We start from the raw sequence: 12,972 nt of genomic DNA on the forward strand, positions 1-12,972 counted from the left end.
CCGCGGGTTACCCATCGGGTCGGGCTTTTCAGCCTTGATCTTCTTTGGTTCTTTCTTGTATCAAGACAAGAAAGAACATGTAAACCGATCTTTGCAATACTTTTAATTTGCGATGCAACGTTTCAGTGTTGATCTTTGGATTATGTATTGCGTGCATCGCATTACACGTAGGATTAGCCTTAGTATTACAAATATTACGCCCCTACGGGGGGCTTGACGCGTTGTTCGTTGTTCGTGAATCTATTGTCATGTTGAGCGCGAGCGAAACGTCTCATGGGGTCGATTAGAGATCCTTTGATGCGCTCAGGAGCACAGTGTTAGCTTATAGTTGATGATGTAAATAATGTCATGATGAGCTTTAACGAGTTGTTTCATTGCAAGCCTTAGGGAGGTATTTCGGCAAGTACAGGATAATAATGGTTAGCCTATAAACGTGCAGCATTCTGTTTTTTGCTGTTAATGTATGCCCAAACCAAACGGGTTCCCCAGGTGCGGTAGGGTGCCCATCGCTCTGATATTTGCAATAAATCGTGCCGAAGCCTTTTCCCATCGCTTTTCAGATGGTATAGCTCAGCCATTCCCTGGCGAATGGCAAGATCGTCAACAGGGAAAACGTCGTTTCGGCCTAGGGAGAAGATGAGGAGCATCTGGGCAGTCCACACCCCAACGCCTTTAACCTGTGTTAGCAGCTTAATTACCTCGTCATCGGGCAGCCGTTGGATGGAGTCAACAGTTAAATCGTGGTTCATTGCAAACTCCGCCATAGCTTTCACGTAAACGGTTTTTGCACCCGACAGGCCAACCTTTCGGAGCTCCATGTCATCGAACTTTAGGAGATGATTTGGATTAGGGTATCTGTCAGGGAATAAATCCAGAAAGCGATTAAAAATGGTTGTTGCCACCCTGCCCGATAGCTGCTGGCTAATAATGTTCTCCAGCATATCAATGTAGATATCGTTGGTAACAGGCAGAGGTTTAACCTCAAGCGTATCGGCCAGTTGGGCAATTACACTGTCACGCTTTAGGGTATCGGCTATGGCTTTATTCATTGCTATCTTTCAAAAAAAGAATTGCAAAGTAGGTTGATATTTTTATAACTTTGCTAAGATAAAACATTTCCGATGATACACGAACTTGGACAGCAGAACTCTATTCTTAACCAGTTTATTGCAGAGTTAAGAGATGTAAATGTTCAGAATGATTTTATGCGTTTCCGCCGCAATCTTGAACGATGCGGCGAAATTTTTGCCTACGAGCTTAGCAAGGTATTGAGCTACCAAACCGTACAGGTGCAAACACCGCTTGGAACAGCCGATGTTTCAGTTCCAACCAATAATGTTGTATTGGCCACCATACTACGTGCTGGCTTACCCCTACATCAGGGAATGTTAAACTATTTCGACAAGGCGCAGAACGCCTTTATTTCGGCCTACCGGAAATACGACAAGGATGGCACCTTCCGCATTCAGTTCGAGTATATTTCGTGTCCCAGTATCGAGGGCAAAACCCTGGTACTTATCGACCCCATGTTAGCTACCGGGGCATCGATGCTGCTGGCATATAAGGCCTTGCTTGAACACGGTAAACCGCTGCATACGCATATTGTGGCAGTAATTGGTTCAAAGGAAGGGGTAAACTATATGAAACGCAACCTCTCGCCCAGCGAGGCAACCATTTGGGTTGGTGCCATTGACGATGAGCTCACGGTGAAATCGTACATTGTTCCAGGCCTTGGCGATGCCGGCGACCTGGCTTACGGAAAGAAGGATTAATGGTTGGTTTTTGGTGTTTAGTGCTTAGTATATTTTTGATTATCAAAACGGGAATAAATTTAATCATTGTAAGCTATTAATTATGAATATTCTTCATTAACCAGCATGTTTGCAATGAGACTAAAAGCCATGGTAATCGTTTCGATGTTGTTCGGCACATCCTGCAAATCGCAGGATTTGCAGACAGTACCAGCGCTCGACCTCCAACGCTACGCCGGTACTTGGTATGAGATTGCAAGGCTGCCCAATAGCTTTGAAAAGGGGTTGGAGTGCATAACAGCTACCTACACCCTTCGTCCCGATGGGCGAGTTACCGTTGAAAACAAGGGGGTAAGAGCCGATGGCACCGTGAGCAGCATTAAAGGAGTAGCCTGGGTTTCCAGTAAGGATGAGCCTGCTAAGCTAAAAGTAAGGTTCTTTTGGCCATTTGCTGGCAAATACTGGGTGGTTTACATTGATAACGATTACCGCTATGCGCTTGTGGGGGAGCCAAAGCGAAAGTATTTCTGGATTCTATCGCGTACGCCACAAATAGATTCAACAACCTATGTGCAACTAGTTGATATAGCCAGCCAAAAAGGATTCGATACCCAAAGGCTGATTACAGTAAATCAAAAATGCCCCGAATAGGGGCATTTTTAGTTATTACGATAAATGTGTTTTAGGCGTTAACCGGTTCGTACTTCCATACCTTTCCGGCATCGGTACAGGAAATGGCAATTTCATTAATGGTGATGGAGAACAGGGGGTGAATAAAGTCAGGGGCAATCTCCTTAAGGGGCTCAAGGATGAACCTGCGTTTATGGAGTTGCTTGTGGGGAACAATAAGTTCAGGGGTGTAAAGTATCAGATGGTCGTAGAATAGCACGTCGATATCCATGGTGCGCGAGGTATAGCCCTTACCGTTGCGTTCGCGCCCCAGTTTCGATTCAATGTACGAAATCTCCAGCATAATGGCAGCCGGGCTAAGGCTTGTTTCAACCATTAAAACCTGGTTCAGAAAGTTGTTTTCGCTTTCAAAGCCCCAGGCTTCCGATTCGTATATGGATGACGATTTCTTGATTGTTCCAATTCGGGCTGCAATAGCCTCGCGGGCCGAATCAATCAGCTGCTCTCTATCACCTAAATTACCACCTATCGATAGGTAAACTTTAGCCATGACTTTTTGGGTTAGTGTAGCAAACATATCGCTTTTTTTGAAAGGCTATTCGCCTTTAGCAAAATTTTTTTAAACTGAAATTAACATGTTATTAACAATCAATAGTATAGGTGTTAAGGGCTTTGATATTCAAATGCACAATTTTATTGAACTTAAAAGGAGTTTTGTTTGTTTTTTCGTAAATTGGGGTATTGAAAATTTTTGACCCATCCATGTTCAAAAATGTTTTGATAGCAGTTTTAATGGTGGCAGGCAATTTTTACTTGTTTGCCAAGGAACTACCTAATAGGATTCTCATCATTAACTCTTATCATACGGGTTTAAGCTGGACCGATAGTCTAAATAAGGGGTTTATTGATGCAGTTAAAGGATTTGACCAGCCTGTTGAGGTCTTTATTGAAAATCTTGATACCAAGCGTTTTCCGGAAAATCTAAACAGGAGAGAGCAAAAAATCTATTTATCGTCCCGGATACAGCAAATAAAGCCTAATCTCATTGCCCTAACCGACGACGATGCCTTTATCTTAATGGAATCGCTCCTAAAGGAGATTTCAGGGTTAGACACTATTCCCGTGGTTTTCATGGGCGTAAATCATGATAAGGCTTACCCAAATAATTTTACTGGCGTACTGGAAAGGGTTGATATAAAAGCAAACCTTGAGTTTATAAAGCAACTTCAACCTAATGTAAAAAGGGTTTACTGTGTAACCGATGAAACAACCACAGGCAAGGTAATTGGCGAGAGGATTAATAACACCCTACTAAAGTATAATCCCGGTTTTGAGGTGCGTGTTATTTGGAACCTTAGCTATTATGACCTAATCGATACTCTTTCTAATTTAAGCGATAACGAGGCAATCCTATTCTTACTTTTCAATAGAGATAGCAAGGAGAACTATTTTTCCTATGAGGCAATACTGGATTCGTTAATCAGGAACGTTAAAGCTCCCATTTACGGCACATGGTCGTTTTACCTAAACCATGGAATAGTTGGAGGAGCCATAATATCGGGTTACCATCACGGTAAACGAGCCGGAGAGCTTGCAAGCCTGCTACTGAAAGGGGTTTCGCCCAAAACTATTGCTCCTACTGATGGCCCATCCGATTTTATTGTTGACCATTTACAGCTTGTAAGGTTTTCCATCTCAGAAAAATCATTGCCCCAAGGAACACTTCTGCTAAATAAGGCTCAAAGTTTTATTCATTTGAGCAGGAGCACAATTCTTGTTATTGCAGCGATAGTTCTTTTGCTAATTGTGCTTTTAATTTTCATGGGTGTGTATAGCAGCATGAGGCACAAGGCGCTAAGGTTGCAAAAATATTACAACACATTGCTGGAGCAAAAGAACCAGGAGGTTGAAAACAGCTTAAAGATTGCGGAGGAGGCAAATGAGCTAAAGAGCGCCTTCCTGGCCAATATGAGCCATGAAATCCGTACACCCATGAATGCCATTGTTGGTTTTTCAAAGCTGATAAAGGAATCATCGCTACTAAGTCCGGAAGAGGTAAACGGTTATCTTGATATTATTGCAGAGAATGCTCAACGGTTAATGAGGCTTATTAACGATATCATTGATATTTCAAAGATTGACTCAAAGCAGCTTTCCATCTATAAACGCCCTGTTCAGCTTGGTCCCCTGTTTGCCAACTGCTATAGGGCTGCCGAGGTAGAGCTCGACAGGGTAAACAAAAATAACATTGCCATTGAAATGTCGTTTCGTCCAACCGATGCAGCCCTTGAGGTAGTAACCGATCCCGATAGGCTTCAACAGGTGGTAATGAACCTGCTAAATAATGCCATTAAGTTTACCAGTAGTGGGCGGATAGTTTTAGGTTACAGTGTTATACACGATTTACTCAGAGTGAGCGTGGAGGACACAGGTATTGGTATCGACTCACAGTATCACGATGCAGTTTTTGAGCGTTTTAGGCAGATAGACGGAACACTGAACCGGGAGTACGGTGGGTCAGGTTTGGGCCTGTCAATATGCAAGGGAATAGTGGAGGCTATGGGAGGCAGGATTGGTGTGGACTCAAGGCCAGAGGTAGGATCAACCTTTTGGTTCGAGGTACCCATAAGCTTAGCCACACCCGGGCAGCAAGTTGAGGTACCAGTTAAGGCTTCAAAGTCAAAGTTGAAAAACAAGGTTTTGCTTATTGTTGAGGACAACGAGCCCTCGGCAATCCTTTTAAGGGAGATGCTCAAGGGTACGGGTGCAGTTCTCCTTCAGGCTGCTACAGGCAAAGAGGTTGCAACTATCCTGAACGATAAGGTTAAAATTGATATTGCGCTGGTTGATGTTTACCTACCCGATATGTCGGGCTACGAGGTGGTTACAAAAATTAAGCAGGCTCAGCCTAACGTTAGGGTAATTGCGCAAACAGCTAATGCTATGGATACCGATAGACAAAAGTCTCTCGAAGCAGGTTGCGATGAGCACATCACCAAGCCAATTGACAAGGATAAGCTTATTGAACTACTTTCAATGTTGCTTTCCTGATTTTCCTAAAGGAAAAACAGTGCAACACCTACCACAGTAATTACTGCTCCTGCAAGCTCTTTGGCAGTAATTTTTTCCTTAAAAACAACTACGGCTGGAGCAATAATTAAAACGGGTACAATCGACATCAAGGCCGACGCAACTCCTGTTGAGGTGTATTTTACGGCTAAAAGCGAAAAGGAAACACCCAAAAACGGGCCAAAGAATGCCCCTATTAAAAGCCGCTTCATAGCCTTACCGTTTCGTAATGCCTCGGAAAGGTTTTTCCACTTATTTGAAAAGGCAAAAAAGAGAGTAAAGCCAACAATTCCTGTAATAACTCGTATTTGAACGGAGGGGATAACATCGTAGCCAGCCATTCCGTACTTACTCAGAACTAAGCCTCCGGCTTGTCCCAGCGCACCACCAAACGCCAAAATTATACCTCCAACAGGATACGAAAACCGAACCCTTTTCCCATTTCCGTTCTCATCGGCCGATTGGCGCTCCAATACTACCAAAACTATACCCGCTAGCACAACAGCCATGGCAATGGCCTGCTTGAGCGTTAGGGTTTCGCCCATGGTAATCCAACCTATGATTGCAGCCATAGGCGGAGCTAACGACATTATAAGCATGGAGATACGGGAGCCAATAACAACGTACGACTGAAAAAGGAATAGATCGCCTAAAACAAATCCTACCAAACCCGAAAGCGAGAGCCAAACCCACTGATGCGTGCCGGCATCAACCGGAAATGCTTTTCCGCGACTTATCAGTGCATACACCGAAAGGAAAATAAAGGCAGTACCCAGCCTTAAAAGGTTAACCGAAAGCGAACCCACCTTTCGGCTTGCCGATTCAAAGGCCAGGGCGGTTACAGTCCAAAAAAAGGCTGTTAGCAAAGCTGCAAGCTCGCCGTAGTATTGTTCCATAAATTCACTTTAATAAATATTACCCAGTTGGAGTTTAATGGAGCTGTTTGGTTTAATACTCCATAAAATAAATTGGGCTGTCCCTTAAGGAACAGCCCATTGTATCTTTTTCATCAACCTGTTACAGAGCGTTAACGTGTTTCTGAATTGAACTCTTAAGGTTAGCTGCTTTATTCTTGTGAATGATATTGTTCTTAGCTAACTTATCGAGCATAGCCGATACTTTAGGAAGTAATTCCATAGCAGCAGCCTTATCGGTTGTGTTGCGTAAAGCCTTTAGGGCATTACGGGTTGTTTTTGCATAGTAACGGTTGTGTTCCCTGCGAGTCTCAGTTTGTCTGATTCTCTTTTCAGCTGATTTATGGTTTGCCATCGCTAAAAAAGTATTTTCATGTTTAGTAGCCCGTAGGGGAATCGAACCCCTGTTACAAGGATGAAAACCTTGCGTCCTAACCCCTAGACGAACGGGCCATTGTTTACTTTGCAAAGAGCATTACCTCATGAAAGCGGGTGCAAAGGTAAACGATAAATTTTTTTCTGCAAAATTTTTACTAAAAATTTTTACTTAAAAGTGTATCGAATTGAAAAACCGGCATTAAACCAAATACCAGGCGACTCAATAATGTTAAAAATTGGCAGAATGTCCAGCCCCAAGCAAATGGGAGCATCCTTAAAAGTATACTCAAGGCCAATTACACCGTCGGCACCAAGGAAAACTTTGCTACCGTATTCGCTCTCAAATGGATTCTTTTTATCGGCATTGGCAGTAGCAAAATGAGCACCAAATCCGTAGTACCACTTTAAACCCGGTGCATCGGGTATAGGATTGTGAAGCTGATAAAGTCCGGTAATACCAATTCCTCCCCACCCAAACGACAGAACACCCTCAACTGCTGATTTCTGGGCAAAGAAATGTTTAACGGTAACTCCGGAGGGATAGCCACCTCTGAGGCCAAGACCAGTTTTATAGTCCTGGGCATTTGCAGCAGAATAAACTACAAACACTGTAGCGAGAATAAAGAGCAATCTTTTCATATTATAGGTATTTAGTTAGTGCAAATATATTCATTTGACATTAAAAAGCGTTAGCGTTTAACAACCTCATCAGCTAAATGTTGTAAATCGGTTCCAGCAAGGTTGCCTGAAGTCATTATCAACAGGTTGCTATTGTCCCAGTTGTGCTGTAAAAGGATGTCAACAAGGTTGTTTGCATCAGTAAAAACAGCAGGATGGGGATCGCCAAATCCTTGAATTACATCGTTTGGGTCAATTGGTGGCAATTTTTTCAATTCCAGGGCATGGGGATTGAAGAAAACGTATGCAACATCAGCACCCGTGAGAGTCCCATTATACTGGCCTAAAAAATCTTTTGTCAGGCTACTAAAGGTGTGTAGCTCAAAGCATACCACCAGTTTTCGGGCAGGATATAGCTCCCTTACGGCCTCAATGGTGGCTTTTAGTTTTGAGGGTGAATGGGCAAAATCCAAAAAAACACTGGTGCTTGTTCCTTGCGCTAGCAACTGCAATCGCTTTGAAGCGCCTTCGAAAGTTTCAATGGCATTGTAGAATTGTTTTTCAGTAACTCCAAGGGTAATGCAAGCCGCTTTAGCAGCCGATATGTTCTGCATATTGTGCTTCCCGAATACCTTTAATGGGATGCTTGTGCCATTGAAATCAAGGCTCCAGATGCCGTTTGCTATACCATGTGGGTGGGTATGGTAGGGAATTCTTTTAATATCGTTCCGTTGGCTTTCTTCTACAACCCTGCAAACCTCAGGGTCGTCGGCACAGTATATGATTGTTCCGTTAGGCTCAATACAATCAATAAACTTAGCAAATTGTTCCCGGTAGATATCAAAAGTGGGAAAAACGTTAATATGATCCCATGAAATTCCCGATATAATTGCAATGTTTGGACGGTAAACATGAAATTTTGGTCGAGGATCGATAGGGGATGTAAGGTACTCATCGCCCTCAAAAACTGCAAATGACGCATCATCGGAGAACGATACCATATTCTCAAAGCCCTTTAGCTGAGCGCCAACCATATAATCGAACTTAAAGTTGAGGTGCTTTAGCACGTGCATAATCATTGATGTGATAGTGGTTTTGCCATGACTTCCACCCACAACAATCCTTGTTTTTTGTCGCGATTGCTCGTAAAGGAATTCGGGATACGAATAGATCTTTATGCCAATTTCCTTTGCCCTTAGCAATTCCGGGTTATCGGCTCGTGCATGCATGCCCAGCACAATGGCTTCAATTTCAGGGGTTATATTGCTTGGGTTCCAACCCTGATGGCTAGGCAAAAGGCCATGGTTCTTAAGACGTGTAAGCGATGGTTCAAAAATTTCATCGTCGGAACCGGTTACCTGGTAGCCTTTTAGCTTCATGGCTATGGCCAAGTTGTGCATTGCGCTGCCGCCTATAGCAATAAAATGAACTCGCATTTCAGTTTCTGGGATTGAGGTTATGGAAATATGTTTTCTACCGTTTCTTATTGTTCAAGTAATTCTTCCATTCAATGGTATTGCCGTAAAATACATTAAAATCAACCTTACCCTGAACTCCTTTTAGTCGCCCCTCATGGTGGTACTGCCAAAAGGTCCATGACTTCTCAATTTCGGGGGTATGATCGAAAGAGCATATCCAGATATCGTGATCGGGAAACGTTTCGCTGATGTACCATTTAAATGTATCCTTATTGGTGTAAATTAAAACCTTTTGTCCTGTTGTTTTTTCAACAAGTTCAACAAAGTCTACCAGGTCGGCAATTATTTGCTTGCGTGGCCTACGAACCACATTACCCCATTCCTCAACATCAACCACAGGGGGTAAATCGAGTTCAACCCCATCAATTGCCCTCAAGAAGTTTTGTGCCTGAGCAATGCCCCTCCGGTTGAAGTTAAAGAAATGGTAAGCACCCACGGGGATACCCGCTTCCCTTGCACAGGTAACATTGTCGCGAAACGATTTGTCCTTAAGGGTGGCACCCTCGCTTGCCTTTATAAAGGCAAAATCAACCTTATGATCCTTTACTTTTTCCCAGTCAATTTTTCCGGTGTGAGCTGACACGTCGATACCCCAAATCAAGTAACGGTGATGAGGATCGGAAATGAATCGTACAATAATCCATACGGCTAAAGCACCAATAAAAAGGGCAACGGGTAAAATGTACTGGCTATTTCTTTTTTTCTTCTTCATAGTATTGCTGCAAATATACCGAAATGTTGTTAAAATGCAGTGTTAGCTAATCAATATCAATTTAATTAACTATCAGTATACTTTTGGAATTAGGTCAAAAATTGCTGTATATTTAAAAAAAAATTAGTATGAAGTTTTGCATAGTTAAGGCTATAGCTTTAAACATCTCCTTGCTACTAATACTTTTTGTTGCTCAATCGGGGTTTATTAGCGCTCAGGACGATTTGCTGGAAGGTGTTAAGCCTTCATCGCTTGAGGCACTTGCAAAGGTTCTGGAGCGTCCCGACGACTCAGTGAAAGTGGTTACATTAAAGCTACTATGCTGGGAGAACCGAAACAGTGATCCGGATAAAGCCATAGAGTATGGACAAATGGCGGTTTCGCTTGCCAAATCGTTAAACCTTAAAATGGAATTGTCCGATTCATACAACCGCTTAGGAATAGCTTATAGGAACAAAGGACGATACGCACAAGCCCTGGAGTGTTACTTTAACGGATTGGAGATTTCACGTACACATGGTTTTGACAAGCACTTAGCTTTTCAATATAACAACCTTGCCGATCTATATAATAGGCTTGGGCTGTACGGAAGAGCTATTGAGTTTGGCAAGCGTGCCATGGAGTATGCCCAAAAGGTTAACGATGATTATACCCTTGCCTACATCTACAACATCATGGGTACTATTTACAAGAATAAGAATGAGCTTGATTCGGCGCTAAATTGTTTCGCGCATTCACTGGAACTACGGCAGAAGATTGGATACAATCAGGGTATAGCAACGTCGCATCTCAACATAGGATCAATAGAGCTGCTGAGGGAACAATACAGTAAAAGTTTACAAAGCATTCAAACTGCCATTGATTTATATTCACCCAAAAACGATTTGCAAGGGATTGCAATTGCATACTACTACAAAGGTCAACTATACAATAAATTAGGTAACTTCAATAATGCCATTTACTGTTTTGATGAAAGCTTAAAGTATAACGAGAGTTTTAAGAACCTTACGGTATCGCGCGATTGCTATAACGGTTTGGCATATGCCTATGCTCAAAAGAAACTATTCGATAAGGCATACTATTTTAGTAGCAAGGCAACCGAGATAAACGATAGCATATCGCTTAGCCAGTACGTTGAGCGCTTAACCCAGCTAACTGAGGCTTTAAAGTACGAGGAAACGCTGAACCTACAAAAAGAAAGGGAAAAGGCACTTGCTGAACGCTTGGATTTCCAGCGAAATATCATAAAACTTTACATTGCAATCATAATCCTTCTTGCCCTGATAGTTGGTCTTGTAATTTATTTCTACATAAAAAGGGCAAAGGATATCAGACTACTACAGGCTCAGCGCGATGAAATTAACATGCTTAACAGTACCAAGGATAGATTTTTCTCAATTCTTGCCCATGACCTTAAAAATCAGTTAACCTCCATTGTAACCATTGCGCAAATGGTAAAGGATAAAAGTCTTGCCATTGGTGACGATGGATTGATAGAGCTTTCGAGGCGTTTATATGCCCTTGGCTTTGCCACAAACGATTTGCTGGAAAATGTACTTAGCTGGATTAAATCGCAGGGTAAGCAGGTTATAGCCCGAAAGAGCAACATTGATTTGAAAGAGTTTATTGACAGGGTAATACTGACCCAAAAGCCTGCAGCCGAGATTAAAAGTGTTGCCATAAACAACAAGGTTGAACCTGGCATTAGCATTCACACCGATGCCGATATGTTAAGCACGGTGATTAGGAATTTGATTTCTAATGCCATTAAGTTTTCTAATGCTGGGGGAAGGGTTGACGTGTTCGCTTTGCAAAAGGGAAACCATGTGGAAATTTCCATTACCGATTACGGGGTGGGTATGCCCAGGGAAACCACCGATAGGCTTTTTAATACCTTAGAATCATTGACACAACCTGGCACAATGAACGAGCAGGGTAGTGGGCTTGGCCTAATAATCTGCAATCAGCTGGTAACCGATTTAGGCGGACAGATTAAGGTAACCAGCGAGCCGCAACGGGGGAGCACTTTTACGGTTAGTTTGCCTCACGTTAGTTAAAGTACTTACCAACCTTGTTTATAGCCGTGGGGAGGGCAAACACCACAACTCGGTCGTAGGGCTTTATTTCTGTATCGCCTTTAGCAATAAAGGCGTTATCGCCACGAACAACACCCCCAACTATGGCATCTTTAGGGAAGCCAATATCTTTGAGTTTACCCTTGGTTATAGGAGCACCCGGCTTAACAATAAACTCAAGCACCTCGGCATCGGAACCGGTAAGGCACTTGATGGTGGAAACATCGGTGCTCATGGTGTAGCGGAAAATGCGGCTTGCCGTAATCAACTTCTTATTAATTACGGTATCAACACCAATACTTTCAGCTAACCTTATATAGTTGATGTTTTCAATCTCGGCAATAGTCTTTTTTACCCCCATTCGCTTTGCAATAATACACGACAGGATATTGGTTTCCGAATTGCCGGTAACCGCCACAAAGGCGTCCATGTACTGTAGGCCTTCTTCCATCAACAGGTCGGTATCGCGGCCGTCGCCGTTAATTACAAGAGCGTTTTTAAACTGGGCAGCCAGCTTTTCGCTCTTCTCGGGGTCAACCTCAATAAGTTTAACATTCATGGAACGCTCCAGCTCAGTGGCCAGATGTATTGCAATGCGGCTTCCTCCCAGAATCATCAGGTTGTTAACATCAATATTCTTTTTTCCGGAGTACTCCAGCATCTCTTTTATACCATTCTGGTTAGCAATAACGTAAACAAGGTCGTTTACCTTGAATTGGTCGTTACCCCGGGGGATAATGGTAATACCCTCGCGCGATATGGCAACGGCTCTATAGTCCAGATTCTGAGTATTCTTGGTAGCCTGAAGCAGTGTATAGTCAACAACCGGGGAATCCTCTTCGAGCTTGAATACAATGAGCGAAAGTTTTCCGCCGGAGAAATCGACAAACTCGGTAGAGCTGGTTTGGCCAAGCAGGGTGATAATTTCGCGGGCGGCTAGCCTTTCAGGGTAGATAAGCGAATCGATACCAAGGTTTAGGAAAATTTCCTTATTGTTGGGTTGTAGGTATTCCCACTTGTCGATACGGGCAATTACCTTTTTGGCGCCAAGCTTTTTGGCTAGGGTTGCCGAAACTATATTGGTTTCCTCAGAGTGTGCAACGGCTATGAACAAATCGGCCTTTTTGATGTTAGCCTCCTTCAAAACCTTAATTGATGTTGCAGAACCCTGAATGGTGAGTACATCGGCAGTGGCTGTGACGTGACTCAGCATCTCCTCATCGGGGTCAATCACAGTAACATCGTGATATTCCTTGGCTAACATTTTAGCCAGATGTGTTCCTACTTCGCCTGCGCCAACAACTATAATGTACATAGATTACTTATTCAAAAATAAATTGCAAAGTA

Annotated in this window: 12 protein-coding genes and 1 tRNA gene; 4 read left to right on the forward strand and 9 right to left on the reverse strand. The window is 43.0% G+C overall.

The features are described 5' to 3' along the window. Positions 1-425: 425 nt before the first annotated feature. Entirely contained in the window at positions 426-1,049 is a 624-nt protein-coding gene (locus WHS63_RS05115) for a DNA-3-methyladenine glycosylase family protein (RefSeq protein ID WP_445204178.1), read from the reverse strand. Positions 1,050-1,121: 72 nt separating this feature from the next. On the opposite strand from WHS63_RS05115, the gene upp reads away from it, so the two are divergent. Both upp and WHS63_RS05125 read left to right on the forward strand, forming a co-directional pair. Beyond that, positions 1,122-1,772 carry a uracil phosphoribosyltransferase gene (gene upp / locus WHS63_RS05120; RefSeq protein ID WP_445204179.1) on the forward strand — a complete coding sequence of 217 codons (651 nt, stop codon included), beginning with the start codon at positions 1,122-1,124 and terminating at the stop codon, positions 1,770-1,772. Positions 1,773-1,886: 114 nt separating this feature from the next. After that, positions 1,887-2,402: a lipocalin family protein gene (locus WHS63_RS05125; protein WP_445204180.1), complete on the forward strand. Its 516-nt coding sequence runs from the start codon at positions 1,887-1,889 to the stop codon at positions 2,400-2,402. Between the two features lie 31 nt (positions 2,403-2,433). Here the strand turns inward: WHS63_RS05125 and folK are convergent, their stop codons facing one another. Next, the gene (gene folK / locus WHS63_RS05130; RefSeq protein WP_369491014.1) at positions 2,434-2,931 is read right to left on the reverse strand and encodes a 2-amino-4-hydroxy-6-hydroxymethyldihydropteridine diphosphokinase; all 498 of its coding nucleotides are present in this window, start codon (positions 2,929-2,931) and stop codon (positions 2,434-2,436) included. 212 nt (positions 2,932-3,143) lie between these two features. Here folK and WHS63_RS05135 point away from each other — a divergent pair, with 212 nt between their 5' ends. Then, on the forward strand, positions 3,144-5,432 hold the full coding sequence (locus tag WHS63_RS05135) for an ABC transporter substrate binding protein (protein ID WP_445204181.1): 2,289 nt from the start codon (positions 3,144-3,146) through the stop codon (positions 5,430-5,432). A 5-nt stretch (positions 5,433-5,437) separates the two neighbouring features. Here the strand turns inward: WHS63_RS05135 and WHS63_RS05140 are convergent, their stop codons facing one another. From WHS63_RS05140 to WHS63_RS05165, 6 genes are all read right to left on the reverse strand, one after another. Continuing rightward, positions 5,438-6,346, reverse strand: a complete 909-nt coding sequence (locus tag WHS63_RS05140; protein ID WP_445204182.1) for a DMT family transporter — start codon at positions 6,344-6,346, stop codon at positions 5,438-5,440. A gap of 121 nt (positions 6,347-6,467) precedes the next feature. Further along, positions 6,468-6,719, reverse strand: a complete 252-nt coding sequence (gene rpsT, locus WHS63_RS05145) for a 30S ribosomal protein S20 (RefSeq protein ID WP_369491022.1) — start codon at positions 6,717-6,719, stop codon at positions 6,468-6,470. Positions 6,720-6,745: 26 nt separating this feature from the next. Continuing rightward, positions 6,746-6,817 (reverse strand) — tRNA-Glu (locus tag WHS63_RS05150). Between the two features lie 90 nt (positions 6,818-6,907). Continuing rightward, a complete protein-coding gene (locus WHS63_RS05155) occupies positions 6,908-7,381 on the reverse strand; it encodes a hypothetical protein (RefSeq protein ID WP_445204183.1) in 474 nt (157 codons plus the stop codon). Positions 7,382-7,431: 50 nt separating this feature from the next. Continuing rightward, entirely contained in the window at positions 7,432-8,796 is a 1,365-nt protein-coding gene (locus WHS63_RS05160) for a UDP-N-acetylmuramate--L-alanine ligase (RefSeq protein ID WP_445204184.1), read from the reverse strand. 37 nt (positions 8,797-8,833) lie between these two features. Then, the gene (locus WHS63_RS05165) at positions 8,834-9,550 is read right to left on the reverse strand and encodes a glycoside hydrolase family 25 protein (protein WP_445204185.1); all 717 of its coding nucleotides are present in this window, start codon (positions 9,548-9,550) and stop codon (positions 8,834-8,836) included. Positions 9,551-9,678: 128 nt separating this feature from the next. Between WHS63_RS05165 and WHS63_RS05170 the strand changes: the two genes are divergently transcribed. Then, positions 9,679-11,607 (forward strand): tetratricopeptide repeat-containing sensor histidine kinase, encoded by a 1,929-nt coding sequence (locus WHS63_RS05170; RefSeq protein ID WP_445204186.1) that lies wholly within the window; start codon positions 9,679-9,681, stop codon positions 11,605-11,607. Here the strand turns inward: WHS63_RS05170 and trkA are convergent. Then, positions 11,600-12,940 carry a Trk system potassium transporter TrkA gene (trkA, locus tag WHS63_RS05175; protein WP_445204187.1) on the reverse strand — a complete coding sequence of 447 codons (1,341 nt, stop codon included), beginning with the start codon at positions 12,938-12,940 and terminating at the stop codon, positions 11,600-11,602. The genes WHS63_RS05170 and trkA overlap by 8 nt on opposite strands. Positions 12,941-12,972: the final 32 nt, after the last annotated feature.

The organism is Tenuifilum sp., assembly GCF_037481895.1.
GTDB classification, from domain to species: Bacteria; Bacteroidota; Bacteroidia; order Bacteroidales; family Tenuifilaceae; genus Tenuifilum; species Tenuifilum osseticum.